Genomic DNA, 17061 nt, shown 5'->3' with positions numbered 1-17061 from the left:
CGGCGGCGCCGGCGAGGCTCCGCCCGATGTCGCGCAGCCGGACGCGCCGACGTCGAGGGCCCGCTGCTGGGGAACGCTAGGCGCGGGACCCCGGCCGGTCAGTTCCAGGGCGGCGCCGACGACCGGGTCCGGGCTGCTGGGGGCGCTCCTGGCCGACGACTCCTCCGGCCGCTCGCCCTGCTGCCCGCAGCCGGCGAGCAGCAGGGCACCGGCTGCCGCGGCGAGGACACCCCGACGGTGAGCACGGAGGAGTCGAATGCCGATGTCGCCACTGGGGTCGCCTGCCCGCCCTCGGCGAACACCGCCGCCGGCGGCCCGCCGGGCATGCTCCCGGCCGGCCGCGTCCGGCGCCGAACTACCCGGCTGTGTGCAGGAACACGCGGGCGGGGCGGGACGTGACGCCGATCAGGACCGGTAGCCCGCGGACCGGTACTCGTACTCCCGGTCGTCGTCGCGGTCGCCGGTGTCCCGGCTGAAGTCCCAGCCGCCGGCCGCCTCCCGGCCGGGGCGACCGCCCACGGCGAAGCCGCCGATCTCCTGACCGCGCCGCCACCCCCGGAAGTAGCCGGTGGTGTTCTCGGCGAGGCTGGCCGCGTTGCGGACGATCCGGAGTGGACGCTCCTCGCGCAGCGGCGAGCCCGGCACCAGGTTGGCCTGCGGGACCCGCTTGGGCAGGCCGGCCTTGGTCTCGGCGCCCACCGACGGGCGCGCCGCCTGCTCGGCCGCCTGCCAGCCGGTGTCCGCAGTGGTCGCCCACTCCAGGTCGGCCTCGTCGCCGTGCCCGACGAACCAGGCCGACTTCGCCTGCGCGAAGATCAGCAGGTCACCGTCGCCCTCGTCTGAGACCGGCGGCGGCCGGTGCTCCTTCGGCGTGGGACGCCGCTCGAGCGGGGCGGGCGCCTCGGCGCGGGGCGCTGGGCGGCCCGGCCGGTTGGCCTCCGGCCGGTCGACCAGCCGCAGCGGCGGAGTGTCCAACCCGGGGTCGGTCGGCGGGTCCAGCTCGCCGCGCAGCGCGCGGTCGGCCAGCGGCGGCGGCTCCACGAGCCGCAGCATCGGCGGCTCCTGCGGGAGGTCGTCGGCGAGCCACGGCGGGGTGACCCGTCCCGGGTCGCTCGGCGCGTCCACACCATGCCCATAGGGGTAGGCCGGCGGCTCCTTGGCCCGGTCGTCCTGGTCCTCGCCGTTGTTGACCAGCGGCCAGTTGGCCCGGGAGCCCGGGGGAGCAGTCTCCTGGCCCGGGCGGGGCGTGGGCACCGGGATGGTCAGGTCGGTGGCGCTGAAACCGCCGGTCGGCGGCTCCTGGTTGGTCTTGGGCCGCGGCGGGATGACCGTGCGCTGCCGCTCGGCCCGGGCCTTGTTGATCGCCGCAGTGGTCAGCGTCGGGCGGAACGGCTCCCCGGCCTCGGCCGGCGGCACGGTGCCGCGCTGTGCCGGGGCGATCGGGGTGATCCCGGGCGGCGGCGGGGGCGGGGCGGAGATCGGCCGGTTGGTCGGGCCGTCCACACGCGACGGCAGCGGGGCGGTCGGCTCGGGGCGCGCGGGCGCGGAGGCCGGCCGGCCCAGGGACGCGGCCGGGGCGACCGGCGCCGGAGCGACGGGCGGGGGCGCGACCGGCGGCGGGGCCACCGGCGGCGGGCCGAGCGGGCGCGGCGAGGGTGGGGCGGCCGGACCGGCCGGCTCGGGACGGCTGCGCCGACCCACCAGCCCGGAGACCGGCTCGGGACGGCCGCGTCGCGCGGCCTGCTCGGCGACGGGCTCGGGCTCGGCCGGGCGCACCTGGCGCAGCCCGGTGGCGGCCGACGGGACCAGCTCCTCGACCTGCTCGCCGCGACGGGCGGCGGCCCGGCGGCCCGGCGCCGGAGCGGGCGTGGTGACCCGGGCGCTAAGGGCGCCGACCAGCGCGTCGCAGCCGGCGTCGCAGGCCCGGACGGAGGCGACCGCCTGCCGCACGGTCTCGGCGACGGCGGCGGTGAGCGCCCGGTTGACGGTGGCCCGCCGGGGCGTCTCGGAGATGGCGACACGCAGCGCGGTCACCGCGTCGTTGATGGTGTCCGCGTCCGCGACACCCTCGGCGGCCAGGTGGGCGGCGACGGCGTCCGCCGCCACCGCGACCTCACGGCCCCGGGCCACCGTGCCGGCGAGCATGCCCGGCTCGGGCAGCGCGTCGAGGATGGCCAGGGAGACCGGCTCGGCCGGGTCGGGGTACGCGCGCAACGCGGCCGGGTAGAGCTCGCGGAGCACCTCGCGCAGTGCCACCGCGGCGGAGTGCCGGCCGCTGGCCAGTGCCGCGTGCGCGGCGAGGACCTGCTTGTAGTTGGCGAGGTCGCGCGGCGCCGGGAGGGTCACCGCGGAGAGCGCGCCGGCCTGGAGCGCGCGGGCCAGCCCGACCGCACGACGCTCGGCCGGCGGGGACTGCATCTCCTCCAGCGAGTCGTCGTCGGCGAAGCGCTCGGCGAAGTCGTCGACCGAGTCGTCGTCCGCGATCGCCAGCGGCCGACCCGCCGCGCTGAGCAGCGAGGTGATCGTGTGGTCGTCGCTGTCGGCCGCGATGGCCGCACCGCTCGGCCCACCCGACCGCTCCACGAGCAGCGCGACCAGCTGGGCGTAGCCAGCCGGGTCGTCACCGATCTCGCAGACATGCAGCAGACGGCCTGCGTCGTCGACCACAGCGGACGTCAGCGTCGATTCGACCGAAGCCGACCGGTCGGCGGAATCCGCCGAGGCCAGACCGCAGTACACGCGCACGAGCGCCACGGCGTCGTCCTCCTCCCGGGACACAGGTCTTGCTCTGCCAGAGACTGATGCTCCCCGCTCCGGGTCAGTCGCGCCAGTCCACAACAGCAGAGATCTTGCCGACAATGGTGCGCCAACCCAAACTTGCGGTTTGTGCCCCGATTTTCTTCAGCCGGCGCCGGCCGAGGAATCCACCGATTCCGCCGTTGACAGAAGCGCGCAGCGCCTCGTCCAGGTCGTCCAGGCTGGAGCCTGCGGAGAGCATGTCGAGCACCGCCGGTAGCCGCAGGGCGTACGCCAGGTCACGGGCGACCTCGCCGGCCTCGATCAGCAGCGTCGGGTCCCACGCGTCGTGACCGCCGCGGAGATTCTCCACTACCAGGTCGAGCTCGTAGGTGTCCTCGTCCAGCGGGGCGATGTCGGCGGGTTCCACCCGTTCGGACAGTTCATTCCAGCTGTCCAGTTGAGACAGGTCGTTGGGCGCACCGGAACGGATGAAACTGACCAGCGACTCCGGGGTCTTGAACAGCAGCAGCTTGCCGCGGTGGGTGAGGAAGACGGGCACCTCCTCGTCGCCCGCGGCGGCGTCCTCGTCCTCGTCCTCGTCCGACTCGTCCTCGTCGGCCTCGGCCTCGGCGGCGTCCGACTCGTCCTCGGCCTCGTCGGCCTCGTCCTCGGCCGCCTCGGCCTTGCCGCGCCGGCGGCGCCCGGGCCGCTTCTCCTCGTCGGCTTCCTCGTCCTCCTCGGCGGTGAGGGCGGCGAACTCCTCGTCGAGGATCACCACCTCCTCGTCGTCCTCGGACACGACGACCTGGCGGCGGGCCAGGAAGGGGTCGTCCTCGTCGCGCTCGGCGACGTCGGTCGGGGTCAGCTCGCGCGCCGGCCGGTACGCCCGCAGCGTGAAGCCGGTGCCGGCGGGCAGGGCGATCTCCACCGGGTCGATCCGCAGCTCGTCCCAGAGCGCGCGGTCCGCCGCCGGGCGGTCGACCTCGACCTCGTCTGCTGCGGTCGACGCGGTGGTGTCGTCGAGCTCGGGCTCGTCGGCGTCGGGCCGTTGGGGCGACTGGCGGGCCACGCTGACCTCCGTGTGCTTTCGGGTTGCCCACCCGGCGACGGTCGGCCGCCGAGTGACTCTGCGCACATACCCTAGTGGGCGTCCCGCCGTCGCCGGGAGCCGCACCCCGGTGGCGTCCCGACCCGCGGACAAGTAGGCTTGCTACGCATGAAGGCCCAGGCGCTGCACGGACACCTGGATGCGCTGCTGCTCGCGGTGCTGGAGCAGGGTGCTCTGCACGGCTACGCGATCATCGAGGCGCTCCGGGCCCGCAGCGGCGGCACCCTGGACCTGCCCACCGGCACCATCTACCCGGCGCTGCGCCGCCTGGAGCGGGCCGGCTTCGTGGCCAGCGCCTGGAGCACCGTCAACGGCCGGGAGCGGCGCACCTACGAGCTCACCGACGCCGGCCGGGGGGCCCTCGCGGGGGAGCGCGCCGGATGGCGCGAGTTCAGCGCCACGGTCGGCCGCTTCCTCGGCACCGACGAACCGCCGGCCACCCCGGCCTGAGCCGGGGCCAGCCGGCGCTCCGATAGCCAGCCCGCCCCCCGATAGCCAGCCCGCCCCCCGAGAGCCAGCCGCCCCCCGGAGGGTCAGCCGGCGACCCGCGGGCCGCGGGTGCTCAGCAGCCAGTATCGGGCGGCCCGGGCCAGCGCGAACCAGGCGGCGCCGACGAGCACCGCTCCGATGATCATCGGGGGCCAGGTGAGCGCGGCGTCCCAGAGCTGGACCGACCAGCCGAACAGCGCCACCCCGGCCGCCGCGCCGACCGCCAGCCCGCCGGTCAGCCCGAAGCCCGCCGCGCGGGCCAGCCGGGGCAGCAGGGGGGTGGCGTACCGGGCGGCGAGCAGGTCGAGCAGCAGACCGGCCAGCGCCAGCCCGGCGATCACCGCCCAGATGCCGTTGATCGAGGCGGAGAGGAGCAGGTAGCCCTCCGGGGGGCGCGGGCCGTCGCTCCAGCTCGCCCCCCGCCACGTCAGGTCGCCGCCGGCCATGAGCACCGCGGCCACCACCAGCGCCCGCAGCGCCAGCCCCCGCAGCGCGCCGGCGGCCAGCTCGGCCTGGTAGCCGGGAGCCAGCTGGGCCGGAGCGCCGAACTCGGCCACCGCCCGCCGCTCGGCCTCGGCGACCGGCAGGCCCCCCTCCCGGTACGCCTCGACGGCGTCCTCCAGCGCGTGCCGCGCCTCGGTCAACAGGTCCGCCTTGAGCCGGGCCGGCCCGTGCAGCTGCCCGGCCAGCTCGCGCAGCCGCTCGTCGACGCGGATCTCCTCGTACCCCCGCATGGCACCACCCTGCCATCGCGGCGGCCCGGCCGCGTCGGGGAAAACCCCGGAAAGCGGCTCAGGGGGCCAGGGCCAGGTAGCCGCGCTCGGCCGCCTCCTGGAGCAGCCACTGCTCCCGGTACCAGCCCGGCCGGGCCACCAGCTCCTCGTGCCGGCCGCGCTGCACCACCCGGCCGGCGTCGAGCACCACGATCTCGTCCAGGCCGGCGAGGCCGCTGAGCCGGTGGCTGATCAGCAGCACCGAGTGCCCGGCCGGGGTGGCGGCCAGCGCCGAGGCGAGCACCGCGTCCGCGGCCGCCGGGTCGAGCCCCTCGGTCGGCTCGTCGAGCACCAGCACCGGCGGGGCGGCCAGCAGCGCCCGGGCCAGCGCGAGCCGTTGCCGCTGCCCGCCGGAGAGCTGCCCGCCCTGCTCGCCGACCACGGTCTCCCAGCCCTCCGGCTGGTCGCGTACCCAGTCCAGCAGCCCGGCGGCCCGGGTGGCGGCGGTCAGCTCCGCCTCGTCGGCGCGGGGACGCCCGAGCAGCAGGTTCTCCCGGACCGTGGCGTGGAAGACGTACGCCTCGGCGAGCAGGCCGCCGACCACGCGGGGGAGTTCCTCGTCCGCCAGGTCGGACACGTCCACGCCGTCCACGGTGACCCGGCCGGCGTCCGGGCGTACGGCGCCGGTGAGCGCGGCGGCCAGGGTGCTCTTGCCGGCGCCGCTCGGCCCCACCACGGCCACCCGGCGGCCGGCGGGCAGATCCAGGTCGACCCCGGCCAGGGCGGGCGCGGCCCCCTCCCGGTAGCGGACGGTCACACCGGCGAACCGGACGTCGTGCCCGCCGGCCGCCGGGCCGGCGGGTGGGGCGGGCGCCGGCTCCCCGGCCTCGGTGAGCAGGTCGGCCACCCGGGCCAGGCCGGCGCGGAGCTGGGTGCGCTGCCGGGCCGCCCCGACCAGCGCGAGGGACACCTCGACGGCGGCCAGCGTGCCCACCGCCAGGACACCGACCAGCACCCCGCCGACGCCCGCGCGCAGCGCCACGACGACCACGGCGGCGGCGGTGAGCCCGCCGACCAGCACCCCGGCCGCGTCCACCGCGAAGCCGGTCGTGGCGAGCCGGCGTTCCAGCCGGGCCAGGCGGCCGGCCCGGGTCTCGGCGGCGGTCAGCGCCGTGCCGGTCGCGCCGAAGGCGGCCAGGTCCGCGGCGCCGTGGGTCAGGTCGACCGCGTCCACCGCGAGCGCGCCGCGCAGCGGGGCCACCTCGTCGGCGGCCCGCCGGGTCAGCCCGGCGGCCAGCACGGGCAGCGCCACCCCGGCCACCAGCAGCCCGACGGCGAGCACGCCCGCGGCCGGCAGCGAGATCAGCGCGGCGCTCCCGACGGCCAGCACGCTCACCAGCGCGGCCGCCGCACCCGGCACCAGCACCCGCAGCAGCAGGTCCTGCACCGCCTCCACGTCGGAGACCAGCCGGCTCAGCGCGTCGCCGGTGCGCTGGGCGGTGGCGTCGCGCCGGGCCACCAGGGTGGCGAAGACCCGGGCCCGGACGTCGGTGATCATGCGCAGCACCGCGTCGTGCCCGGCCAGCCGCTCGGTGTAGCGGAGCACGCCCCGGCTGACCGCGAGGGCGCGCACGGCGACGATCGCCACGGTCAGCCGGTCCAGCGGCGGCCGGCCGGCGGCGCTCATGAGCAGCCAGGTGGCGGTGGCCATCAGGGCCAGCCCGGCGAACTCGGTGGCCGCGGCGAGCAGCCCGGCGCCCAGCAGGCGGCCCAGGTAGGGCCGGGCCAGCCGCAGCACCGCCCGCTCGGGTCCGTCGGTCATGGCGTCACCTTCCCGGCCGGTACGCGGCTCAGCTCGGTGACCCGGCCGTCCTCGACGCGGAGGATCCGGTCGGCGTCCTCCAGCAGCGCGGGCCGGTGCGCGACCAGCAGCGCGGTACGCCCGGCGACCAGCCGCCGGGTGGCCGCGAGCACGACGGCCTCGCTGGCGCTGTCCAGCCGGGCGGTCGGTTCGTCGAGGAGCACGAGCGGGGCGTCCCGGAGGAACGCCCGGGCCAGCGCGACCCGCTGCCGCTGCCCGCTGGACAGGCCGTGCCCGCGCTCGCCCAGCGTGGTGCCGAGCCCGTCGGGCAGGGCGGCGACCACCTCGTCCAGCGCGGCGTCGGTGACCGCGCCGAGGAGCCTGGCGTCCGGGGTGTCGGGGGCGCCCAGGCGGATGTTGTCGGCCAGCGAGCCGGCGAAGAGGTGGGCCCGCTGCGGCACCCACGCCAGCTCCCGCCGCCAGGCGTCGAGGTCGACCCCGGCGAGGTCCACGCCGTCGACGGTGACCCGGCCGGCGGTCGGGGTGACGAAGCCGAGCAGCAGGTTGAGCAGTGTGGTCTTGCCCGCCCCGCTGGGCCCGATGACGGCGATCCGCTCGCCGGGGCGGATGGTGAGCGTGACGTCCCGCAGGGCCGTGGTGCGCTCGTACGTGACGGTCACGCCCTCGAAGCGGATCTCGCCCCGGCCGTCCGGCGCCGGCCGCGCGGCTTCCGGTGCGGCCGCCTCCGGCGTCGCGGAGAGGGTGAGCGCCTCGTCCAGCGCGGTCAGCCCCTCCATGCTGGCGTGGAACCGGCTGCCCGCGGCCCGCAACGGCAGGTACGCCTCCGGGGTGAGCAGCAGCACCAGCAGCGCGGTGGAGAGGGTGATCCCGCCGCCGAGCAGCCGGATGCCGACCGGCACGGCGACCAGCGCGACCGAGAGGGTGGCGACCAGTTCGAGGACCAGCGCCGACAGGAAGGCGATGCGCAGGGTCTTCATGGTGGCCTGGCGGTGCCCGTCGGCCATCCGGCGTACGACGCCGACCTGGGCCCGGGCCCGGCCGAACGCGCGCAGCGTGGGCAGCCCGGCCACCATGTCGAGGAAGTGCCCGCCGAGCAGCGACAGCCGCCGCCACTGCCGCTCGGTGGCGGCCTGCGCCTGCCAGCCCAGCAGTGCCCCGAAGACGGGGATGAGCGGGATGGTCAGCGCGATGATCAGCGCCGAGCTCCAGTCGGCGAACACGATCCGGGCCAGCACGGCCAGCGGCACGGTCACGCTCAGGACGAGCTGCGGCAGGTAGCCGGTGAAGTACGGGTCGAGCGCGTCCAGGCCGCGCCCGGCGAGGGTGGCGAGCTGTCCGGCTCGCCGGCCGGCGACCCAGGTGGGGCCGTGCCGCCCGACCGCGCGCAGCAGGTCGGCCCGGAGCGCCGCCTTGACCGTCGCCGCCGCCCGGGCCGCCACGGTGCCCTGCGCCCAGCTCACCAGCGCCCGGGCCGCGACCGCCGCCACGAGACCGGCGAGCGCGGGCCGGTGCAGCCGCCCGTCGATCGCGGTGGCCAGCAGGGTGGCCAGCGCGGTGGCCTGCGCGACCACCAGCAGCGCGGTCAGCCCGCCGAGCACCGCGAGCACGGCAAGATCGCGCCGGGCCGCGGGGACCCGGCGCAGCAGCCGCGGGTCGAACGGGCGGCGGTTCACCAGTACACCGGTGCCCTGCCGTCGGTCCGTCCCCGGAACACCCACCAGCTCATCGCCTGAAAGCCTAGTAGGGCCGGCACCAGCGGCAGCGCCAGCCAGCCCAGCAGCGCCAGCGTCGGCCCGCTCGCCGCCGCGTCGGCCACGGTGAGCACAGTCGCGTCGGTCACCTGCTGCGCGGCGGACGGGTCGGCGGTGGCGACCAGCACCCGGGGCCAGAGCGCCGCGCCGACCAGCGGCACCGGCAGGGCCAGCGCCACGCTGGTCGCCGCGAAGGCCAGCCCGGCCCGGCCCCGGCGCAGCGCCGCGCGGGCCGCCAGCAGCGCCGCCACCAGCGCCAACGGCAGGAGTACGGCGACCGCCGGGCGGGCCACCGCGGCGCGTACCCGATCGGAGAGCAGGCCCAGGGCGGTGGCGGCGGCGACCGCGGTGAGCGCGGCCGGCACCAGGCCCCGGGCCAGCCGGGCGACCGTCGGCAGGTCGGCGGCCGGCAGCCGCAGCGTGAGGAATGTCGCACCGTGCACGGCGACCAGCGCGAGCAGCGCCAGCGCGGCGGCGGCCACGAACGGGGTGAACAAATGGCCGACCCCGGCGGGGTGCCCGTGGCCGGCCGGCGGCACGCCCTGGAGCAGCGCGCCGAGCAGCGCGCCCCAGCCGAGCGCGGCGAGCACGCTGCCGGCCACCACCACCCGGTCCCAGAAGGCGCGGGCCGCCCGGCCGCGCGGCCGGCTGCGGAGCTGCACCCCGGCCGTGACCAGCACCACCCCGGCGAGCGCGCCGAGCACGGCCGGGTAGAGGCCGGAGAGCAACTCGCCCTCCAGGGTGGGGAAGGCGCCGAACAGGATGCCGACCGCGGCCACCAGCCAGACCTCGTTGCCGAGGAAGAACGGCCCCACCGCGTTCAGGGCGGCCCGGCGGGCCTCGGGCGTGGCGCCCCGGGCCAGCAGCAGCCCGACGCCGTAGTCGTAGCCGCCGAGCACGAGGTAGGCGGCGAAGAAGAGGCCGAGCAGGGCGTACCAGACGAGTTCCACGGCGGGCTCCCTCAGGCGAACACGGGGTGGGGGTGGTGGTCGGTGTCCGGCGCGGGTGGCCGGCCGAGCGCGGGGTCGTGCGCGCCCCGGGCGGCGTGCCGGACCAGCAGCACCCAGTTGGTGACGGCGAGGGTGCCGAGCAGCAGGGTGAACCCGATGAGCGAGGTGAGCATCAGCCCGGCGCTCACCGGCGAGACGGCCTGCCCGGTCGGCAGCAGGCCGTACGCCACCCAGGGCTGGCGGCCCACCTCGCGGGCGATCCAGCCGAGGATCACCGCGACGAACGGCAGCGGCACGGCGAGCAGCACGAGCCAGAGCGGGAACTTCAGCCGGATGATCCAGTCGCGCCAGAGCAGCGGCAGCAGGAACCAGACGCAGCCCAGCGTGAAGCCGATGAGGATCATGAAGCCGAGGCCGACGTTGGACAGCACCGGCGGGGTGTAGTCGCCCGGGCCGAACGTCGCGGTCCACTCGGCGACCAGCGCGTCGCGGTCGGCCCCGCCGCCGAACTTGGTCGGCTGGAGTTCACCGACCGGGCCGAACTGCGCGAAGCCGAAGCCCTGGAGCGTGGTCACCGCGAGCGCCGCGGTGATCAGGCCGATCCGCAGCGACTTCCGGAAGAGCAGGTGGTCCGGGGTGCGCCGGATCAGGTGCCAGGCGCTGACCGCGGCCATCAGCATCCCGCCGGTGACCAGGCCGGCGGAGACCACGTGGCCGAAGGCGAAGCCGAGGGTGGGGTTGGTGAGCAGCGCGCCGAAGTCGGTGAGGTGGGCGACGCCGTCGCGCACCTCGTAGCCGACCGGGTGCTGGAGCCACGCGTTGGCCACCATGATCCAGAACGCCGAGGCGTACGCGGTGAGCGCGACGCCCCAGAGCAGCGCCAGGTGGACGCCGCGCCGCAGCCGGTGCCAGCCGAAGATCCACATGCCGAGGAACGTGGACTCCAGGAAGAAGGCGACAAGCGTCTCGATGGCCAGCGGCGCGCCGAACACGTTGCCCACGTAGCGCGAGAGGCCGCTCCAGTTCAGCCCGAACTGGAACTCCATGACGATGCCGGTGGCGATCCCGAGCACGTAGTTGATCACGTAGAGCTGGCCCCAGAAGCGGGTCAGCCGCTCGTACACCGGCTTGCCGGTGACGAAGCCGGCGGTCTGCAGGCCGACCAGCAGGGTGACCAGGCCGAGGGTGACCACCACGAAGAGGAAGTGGATCGAGGTGGTCGTGGCGAACTGCAGGCGGGCGAGGAGCAGGGGGTCCATGACCGTCCTCCCACTAGTTGACTCGCTTGTCATAGCGAGCCTACACGTAGCCTCGCTACCTATGAGGCCCGGTGGCGGCGCAGAGTCGGGTTCCCGTCGGTCAGCTCAGGAAGAGGGAGATCGGCAGGGTGACCAGGAGGGTCGCGACGGACAGCGCGGTGGCGCCGAGCACCCGCGGCGGCCGGTCGGCCACCATGAGCCGCTGCACGCGTACGTCGAGGTCGCGGTCGCCCAGGCCCAGCGTGCCGGCCGGGGTGATGCGGTGCCCGGCGGCGGCGAACCGGCGCAGCGCCCCCGCCAGGGGCGCTCCGGCGTGCAGCTCCCGGGCCTTGTCGTCGGCGCGCATCTCGACCAGCAGCGCCACCCGCTCGTGCGCGTCCCGCACCCAGCGGAACCAGGGCAGCGCCCGGCAGAGCGCGGTGAACGGCAGCAGCACCAGGTCGTGCCGCTCCTGGGCGTGCGCCCGCTCGTGGGTGAGCACCGCCGCCAGCTCGGCGCGGTCGAGCAGGCTGAGCGTGCCGGCGCTGACCACCACCCGCGGCTTCACCCCTGGCAGGCAGTACGCCGCGGCGCTCGGGTGGTCGAGCACCAGCGCCCCGGGCACCGTCGGGTCCCGCCGGGCCACCAGGCTGAGCAGCTCCCGGTGCCGGCGCTGGGCGCGCACGGTGCCGTGGATGCTGCGCACGGTCGTGGTGAGCAGCACCGCCCCGATGCCGAAACCGACCCCGACCAGGCCGAGGTGCAGCGCCCCCAGCCCGGCCGGCAGCGTGCCGTGGGCCAGGTCGTCGACGAGGGTCAGCAGCGCGCTCCCGGTCGGCAGCTCGTACGCGCTCAGGCCGAGCGCCATGGGCAGCCCCATGGCGGAGAGGCCGAGCGCCAGCCCGACCGCCTGCCAGCAGACGATCGCCACCCGCGGGGCCTGCCAGGTCCACCGCGCGGCGGCCAGGACCTGCGCGGTCAGCCAGCAGGCCAGGATGGTCGCGGCGAAGTGCAGGGCGTACGCCACGGCGGCCGCCCTACCGGTCCGTCGCCTCGTCGAGCGCCGGGCCGCCGGCCCGCGGGTCCTCGACCCGGTCGGTCAGCCCGGCCTCGGCGCTGAGCGCCGCCCGGAGCACCTCGGCCTCGGTGCCGGTCACCGAGCGGGCGAAGCGCACCAGCGCGGCGTCCCGGCTGCCGCCGAGGTCGAGGGCGTCGAGCATGAGCTGGGCGATGTGCGCCTCGCGGGTGGCGGCGGGCCGGTAACGCCAGGCCCGCCCCTCCCGCTCGCGCTGCACCATGCCCTTGCCGGCGAGCCGGTCGAGCACGGTCATCACCGTCGTGTAGGCCAGCTCCCGCCCGTCGAGGGCGTCGGCGACCTCGCGCACGGTCACGCCGTCCGACGTGGCGGGGACCGAGTCCCACAGCACGTCCATCACCGCACGTTCCAGATCACCGAGCCGAGTCACCCCGTAATCCTACCTCGCGTAGTAGAAGGGGGTTCACACGCCCTTCGGGTGCCAGACGGTCTTCGTCTCCAGGAGCGTGGTCATCCGGGCGATGCCCGGGTCGGCGTACCAGTCGTTGTCGGCCGGGGCCGGCCGGAGCACCCGCTTGAGGTTCTCCGCGGCCTTGACCTCCAGCTCGGCGGCCAGGTCGGCGTCGGAGACCCCGGTCAGGTCGATGGCGTTGACGTCCATGTGCGCGGCCAGCGTCGGCACGGTCTCCGACAGCCGGCCGGTGAGGATGTTCACCACCCCGCCCGGCAGGTCCGAGGTGGCCAGCACCTCGGCCAGGGTCACGGCCGCCAGCGGCGCCGACGGGGAGGCGGCCACCACCACCGTGTTGCCGGTCACGATCGCCGGGGCGATCACGCTGACCAGGCCGAGCAGCACCGGGGAGTCCGGGGCCACCACGGCCACCACGCCGGTCGGCTCCGGCGCGGAGAGGTTGAAGTACGGCCCGGCCACCGGGTTCGCGCCGCCGTAGACCTGGGGCAGCTTGTCGGACCAGCCGGCGTACCAGACCCAGCGGTCGATGGCCGCGTCGACCTCGTCGGCGGACGCGCCGAGGGCGACGAACTGGTCGCGCCGGCCCTCCAGCATCTCGGCCACCCGGTAGAGGATCTGACCGCGGTTGTACGCGGTCGCGCCGGCCCAGCCCTTCACGGCGGCCCGGGCGGCCACCACGGCGTCCCGCGCGTCCTTGCGGGAGGCCAGCGACACGTTGGAGTCCTGCACGAGATACGACCGTCCCGACTCGCTGCGCGGGAACTTCCCGCCGATGAAGAGCTTGTACGTCTTGCGTACCGCGACCCGCTCAGACATTGAGGTACGCCTCCAGCCCGTGCCGGCCGCCCTCGCGACCGTAGCCCGACTCCTTGTAGCCGCCGAAGGGCGAGGTGGGGTCGAACTTGTTGAACGTGTTGGCCCAGACCACGCCGGCGCGCAGCCGGTCGGCCATCCACAGGATCCGGGACCCCTTGTCGGTCCAGATCCCGGCCGACAGCCCGTACGGCGTGTTGTTGGCCTTCTCCACGGCCTCGGCCGGGGTGCGGAAGGTCAGCACGGACAGCACCGGGCCGAAGATCTCCTCGCGGGCGATCCGGTGCGCCTGGGTGACGCCGGTGAAGATGGTCGGCGCGAACCAGAAGCCGCGGTCCGGCAGCTCGCACGGCGGCGACCAGCGCTCGGCGCCCTCGGCGGCGCCGGCCTCGGACAGCTCCCGGATCCGGGCCAGCTGCGCGGCCGAGTTGATCGCGCCGATGTCGGTGTTCTTGTCCAGCGGGTCGCCGACCCGGAGCTGGGCCATCCGCCGCTTCAGCGACTCCAGCACCCGGTCGGCGACCGATTCCTGGACCAGCAGCCGGGAGCCGGCGCAGCAGACGTGCCCCTGGTTGAAGAAGATGCCGTTGACGATGCCCTCGACGGCCTGGTCGACCGGGGCGTCGTCGAAGACGATGTTGGCGGCCTTGCCGCCCAGCTCCAGGGTGAGCTTCTTGCGGGTGCCGGCGACCGCCCGGGCGATGGCCTTGCCGACCTCGGTGGAGCCGGTGAAGGCGACCTTGTCCACGCCCGGGTGCTCGACCAGGGCCCGGCCGGTCTCGCCGGCGCCGGTGACGATGTTGACCACGCCGGCCGGCAGGTCGGCCTGCTGGCAGATCTCGGCGAACAGCAGCGCGGTCAGCGGCGTGGTCTCGGCCGGCTTGAGCACCACCGTGTTGCCGGCCGCGAGGGCCGGGGCGATCTTCCAGGCCAGCATGAGCAGCGGGAAGTTCCACGGGATGACCTGCGCGGCCACGCCGAGCGGCCCGGGGTTCGCCCCGAAGCCGGCGTGCTCCAGCTTGTCGGCCCAGCCCGCGTAGTAGAAGAAGTGCGCGGCGACCAGGGGCACGTCGACGTCCCGCGACTCCTTGATCGGCTTGCCGTTGTCCAGCGACTCCAGCACGGCCAGCTCGCGGGAGCGCTCCTGGATGATCCGGGCGATCCGGAACAGGTACTTGGCCCGGTCCCGGCCCGGCATCGGACCCCAGACCTTCTCGTACGCCTCGCGGGCGGCGCGGACCGCGAGGTCCACGTCCTGGCTGCCGGCCTCGGCGATCTCGGCCAGCACCTCCTCGGAGGCCGGGTTGATCGACTTGAAGCTGCCGCCGTCGGTCGGGTCGACGAACTTGCCGTCGACGAAGAGCCCGTACGAGGGCTTGATGTCCACCACCGAGCGCGACTCGGGGGCGGGTGCGTATTCGAACATCGCGTTCAGTCCAGGGTGAAGTAGTCGGGGCCGGCGTAGACGCCGGTCGTCAGCTTGGTGCGCTGCATGAGCAGGTCGTTGAGGAGGCTGGACGCCCCGAACCGGAACCAGTCCGGGTCCAGCCAGTCCGGGCCGACGGTCTCGTTGACCATGACCAGGTACTTGATCGCGTCCTTGGTGGTCTTGATGCCGCCGGCCGGCTTCACGCCGACCTGCCGCCCGGTGGCGGCGCGGAAGTCGCGGACCGCCTCCAGCATGACCAGGGTCACCGGCGGGGTGGCCGCGACCGGGACCTTGCCGGTGGAGGTCTTGATGAAGTCGCCGCCGGCCAGCATGGCCAGCCAGGAGGCGCGGCGCACGTTGTCGTAGGTGGCCAGCTCGCCGGTCTCCAGGATCACCTTGAGGTGCGCGTCCCCGCAGGCCTCCTTGGTGGCCACGATCTCGTCGTAGACCTCCTTGTAGCGGCCGGACAGGAAGGCGCCCCGGTTGATCACCATGTCGATCTCGTCCGCGCCGGCCGCGACGGCCGCCCGGGTGTCGGCGAGCTTGACCTCCAGCGGGGCCTGGCCGGACGGGAAGGCGGTCGCCACGCTGGCCAGGTGCACGCCGCTGCCGGCCAGCACCCCGGCCACGTACGGGACCATGGCGGGGTAGACGCAGACCGCACCGACGTGCGGGCAGGACGGGTCGGCCGGGTCGGGGCGCAGCGCCTTGGCGGCCAGCGCCCGGACCTTGCCGGGGGTGTCGGCCCCTTCGAGCGTGGTCAGGTCGACCATCCGGATCGCCAGGTCGATGGCCTGGGCCTTGGCGGTGGTCTTGATGGAGCGGGTGCCGAGCTGTGCCGCCCGCTGCTCCGCGCCGACCTGGTCCACGCCGGGCAGGCCGTGCAGGAAGGTCCGCAGAGCGGTCTCGGATCGTCCCAGCTCGGAGAGCTCCGACCGGGCCGACGTCGCTGTCGCCGTCATGCCTCGAATACTACGCACCCGCGCGTCGGGTGATCTTGGTCACGCTCGGCCGGCCCGGGGTGCCGCACGTGAGCGGCGTCGCTGGTCCGCCCGCACCCGCGATGCGCCCGCCCCGCGACCGGTAGGTTGAGCGATCGTGGACGTACACGTCATTGACCACCCGCTCGCCCAGGCCCGGCTGACCGCCATGCGGGACTCCCGGACCGACTCCGCGTCGTTCCGGGCCGCGCTGCACGAACTCACCACCATGCTGGTGTACGAGGCCGCGCGCTCGTTCCCCGTCGAGAAGTACTCGATCCAGACCCCGGTCACCGGCACCGAGGGCACCCGGCTGGCGAACCCGCCGCTGCTCGTGCCGGTGCTGCGGGCCGGTCTCGGCATGGCCGACGCCGCGCTCGGCCTCCTGCCCGAGTCGTCGATGGGCTTCGTCGGCCTGGCCCGCGACGAGAAGACGTACGAGCCGCGCGCCTACATGGAATCGCTGCCCCGGGATCTCGCCGGCCTGCCGGTGCTGGTGCTCGACCCGATGCTGGCCACCGGCGGCTCGCTGGAGCACGGCTGCCGGCTGCTCGCCGACCGCGGCTGCACCGACATCACCGTGCTCTGCGTGCTGGCCGCGCCGGCCGGCATCGCGCGGCTGGAGCGGTCCGGGCTGCCGTTGCGCCTGGTCACCGCGTCGATCGACGAGGGCCTCAACGACCGGATGTTCATCGTCCCGGGCCTCGGCGACGCCGGGGACCGCCAGTTCGGCGGCATGCCCCGCTTCTGACCCACGGACCGGCCCGCCGGCAGCGCCGGCGGGCCGCCCCGACACCTGACCCGGCGAGTCCGTGCGCGGGGTGCGCCCAGCCGCTACCGTCTCGGGCCATGACTGGTGTTGCGCTCGCCGAAGAGCTGCTGCTCCTCGCCTATGACGACGAAACCGGCAAGGCCACCATGCCGCGGATCAGCCTGGACCTCGGCATGGCCGCCGCGGTGCTGGTCGAGCTGGCCCTGGCCGGCCGGATCGCGTACGCCGACGGGAACCTGGCGGTGGTCGACCCGGCGCCGACCGGGGAGCCGATCGCCGACGAGGTCCTCGGCCGGATCGCCGCCGACACCCCGCACACCCCGTCCTCGTGGGTGCAGCGGCTGCGGCACGGCCTGCGCGACCGGATCCTCGGCGACCTCTGCGGCCGGGGCGTGGTCCGGGACGTCGACGAGACCGAGCTGGGCTTCATCCACGTGCACCGCTACCCGGTCGCGGACGCCTCGGTGGAGGCCGACATCCGGCAGCGGCTGGCCGAGGCGCTCATTGCCGGGCAGCTCCCCGACGAGCGGACCGCCGCGCTCGCCACCCTGGTCGCGGTGCTGCGGATGGAGCCGGCGCTGGGCCTGACCGGCACGGCCGCCGAGGAGGCCGGCAAGCGCCTGGAGGAGATCGCCACGGGCGCCGGCTTCTCCGGCACGGTGAGCCTCGACGACAGCGTCGTCCGCCCCTCGGTGAGCCTGGTCATCGCCGCCCTGGCCCAGGCGGTGGATGCCGCCCTGGGCAAACGC

Annotated in this window: 14 protein-coding genes and 1 pseudogene; 3 read left to right on the top strand and 12 right to left on the bottom strand. The window is 75.5% G+C overall.

What is annotated here, in order from left to right; all coding sequences use genetic code 11:
• Window positions 1-405: 405 nt before the first annotated feature.
• Complete coding sequence (locus NFX44_RS30910; protein ID WP_262287131.1) at window positions 406-2778, bottom strand: transposase; 2373 nt, start codon at window positions 2776-2778, stop codon at window positions 406-408.
• A 40-nt stretch (window positions 2779-2818) separates the two neighbouring features.
• Window positions 2819-3808 (bottom strand): DNA primase, encoded by a 990-nt coding sequence (locus NFX44_RS30905; protein ID WP_262287130.1) that lies wholly within the window; start codon window positions 3806-3808, stop codon window positions 2819-2821.
• Window positions 3809-3955: 147 nt separating this feature from the next.
• Between NFX44_RS30905 and NFX44_RS30900 the strand changes: the two genes are divergently transcribed.
• Window positions 3956-4297 (top strand): PadR family transcriptional regulator, encoded by a 342-nt coding sequence (locus NFX44_RS30900; RefSeq protein WP_262287129.1) that lies wholly within the window; start codon window positions 3956-3958, stop codon window positions 4295-4297.
• An 83-nt stretch (window positions 4298-4380) separates the two neighbouring features.
• Here NFX44_RS30900 and NFX44_RS30895 read toward each other — a convergent pair whose 3' ends face one another.
• The 10 genes and pseudogenes from NFX44_RS30895 to deoC form a co-directional block, all read right to left on the bottom strand.
• The gene (locus tag NFX44_RS30895) at window positions 4381-5070 is read right to left on the bottom strand and encodes a permease prefix domain 1-containing protein (RefSeq protein WP_262287128.1); all 690 of its coding nucleotides are present in this window, start codon (window positions 5068-5070) and stop codon (window positions 4381-4383) included.
• 58 nt (window positions 5071-5128) lie between these two features.
• A pseudogene (gene cydC, locus NFX44_RS30890) lies at window positions 5129-6847 on the bottom strand (thiol reductant ABC exporter subunit CydC); the annotation flags it as partial.
• 20 nt (window positions 6848-6867) lie between these two features.
• Complete coding sequence (gene cydD, locus NFX44_RS30885; RefSeq protein WP_262287127.1) at window positions 6868-8544, bottom strand: thiol reductant ABC exporter subunit CydD; 1677 nt, start codon at window positions 8542-8544, stop codon at window positions 6868-6870.
• Window positions 8541-9572 carry a cytochrome d ubiquinol oxidase subunit II gene (locus tag NFX44_RS30880; protein ID WP_262287126.1) on the bottom strand — a complete coding sequence of 344 codons (1032 nt, stop codon included), beginning with the start codon at window positions 9570-9572 and terminating at the stop codon, window positions 8541-8543. Before NFX44_RS30880 ends, cydD begins: the two co-directional genes overlap by 4 nt.
• Window positions 9573-9583: 11 nt before the next feature.
• On the bottom strand, window positions 9584-10831 hold the full coding sequence (locus NFX44_RS30875; protein WP_262287125.1) for a cytochrome ubiquinol oxidase subunit I: 1248 nt from the start codon (window positions 10829-10831) through the stop codon (window positions 9584-9586).
• A gap of 100 nt (window positions 10832-10931) precedes the next feature.
• A complete protein-coding gene (locus tag NFX44_RS30870; RefSeq protein ID WP_262287124.1) occupies window positions 10932-11837 on the bottom strand; it encodes a M56 family metallopeptidase in 906 nt (301 codons plus the stop codon).
• A 10-nt stretch (window positions 11838-11847) separates the two neighbouring features.
• Window positions 11848-12276 (bottom strand): BlaI/MecI/CopY family transcriptional regulator, encoded by a 429-nt coding sequence (locus NFX44_RS30865; protein ID WP_091260462.1) that lies wholly within the window; start codon window positions 12274-12276, stop codon window positions 11848-11850.
• 33 nt (window positions 12277-12309) lie between these two features.
• On the bottom strand, window positions 12310-13134 hold the full coding sequence (locus tag NFX44_RS30860) for an aldehyde dehydrogenase family protein (protein WP_262287123.1): 825 nt from the start codon (window positions 13132-13134) through the stop codon (window positions 12310-12312).
• On the bottom strand, window positions 13127-14557 hold the full coding sequence (locus NFX44_RS30855; RefSeq protein WP_262287122.1) for an aldehyde dehydrogenase family protein: 1431 nt from the start codon (window positions 14555-14557) through the stop codon (window positions 13127-13129). The genes NFX44_RS30860 and NFX44_RS30855 overlap by 8 nt, the downstream gene beginning before the upstream one ends.
• Window positions 14558-14562: 5 nt before the next feature.
• Window positions 14563-15522, bottom strand: a complete 960-nt coding sequence (gene deoC, locus NFX44_RS30850) for a deoxyribose-phosphate aldolase (protein WP_262287121.1) — start codon at window positions 15520-15522, stop codon at window positions 14563-14565.
• A gap of 136 nt (window positions 15523-15658) precedes the next feature.
• Between deoC and upp the strand changes: the two genes are divergently transcribed.
• Together upp and NFX44_RS30840 are read left to right on the top strand one after the other, a co-directional pair.
• The gene (gene upp / locus NFX44_RS30845) at window positions 15659-16291 is read left to right on the top strand and encodes a uracil phosphoribosyltransferase (protein WP_262287120.1); all 633 of its coding nucleotides are present in this window, start codon (window positions 15659-15661) and stop codon (window positions 16289-16291) included.
• A 98-nt stretch (window positions 16292-16389) separates the two neighbouring features.
• Window positions 16390-17061 (top strand): GPP34 family phosphoprotein (locus NFX44_RS30840; protein ID WP_262287119.1); only part of this gene is annotated, 672 nt, incomplete at its 3' end.

Origin of the sequence: Micromonospora sp. MA102 (assembly GCF_025460765.1) — a bacterium.
GTDB lineage: Bacteria > Actinomycetota > Actinomycetes > Mycobacteriales > Micromonosporaceae > Micromonospora > Micromonospora halotolerans.
The sequence above is the reverse complement of the archived record's forward strand: the minus strand, read 5'-3'. Positions and strand labels throughout refer to the sequence as shown.

Bases quoted from the DNA above. Each gene is read 5' to 3' on its own strand.
- NFX44_RS30860 (WP_262287123.1), bottom strand. From the start codon at position 13,134: ATGTCTGAGCGGGTCGCGGTACGCAAGACGTACAAGCTCTTCATCGGC.
- NFX44_RS30875 (WP_262287125.1), bottom strand. From the start codon at position 10,831: ATGGACCCCCTGCTCCTCGCCCGCCTGCAGTTCGCCACGACCACCTCG.
- NFX44_RS30900 (WP_262287129.1), top strand. From the start codon at position 3,956: ATGAAGGCCCAGGCGCTGCACGGACACCTGGATGCGCTGCTGCTCGCG.
- NFX44_RS30855 (WP_262287122.1), bottom strand. From the start codon at position 14,557: ATGTTCGAATACGCACCCGCCCCCGAGTCGCGCTCGGTGGTGGACATC.
- deoC (WP_262287121.1), bottom strand. From the start codon at position 15,522: ATGACGGCGACAGCGACGTCGGCCCGGTCGGAGCTCTCCGAGCTGGGA.
- NFX44_RS30895 (WP_262287128.1), bottom strand. From the start codon at position 5,070: ATGCGGGGGTACGAGGAGATCCGCGTCGACGAGCGGCTGCGCGAGCTG.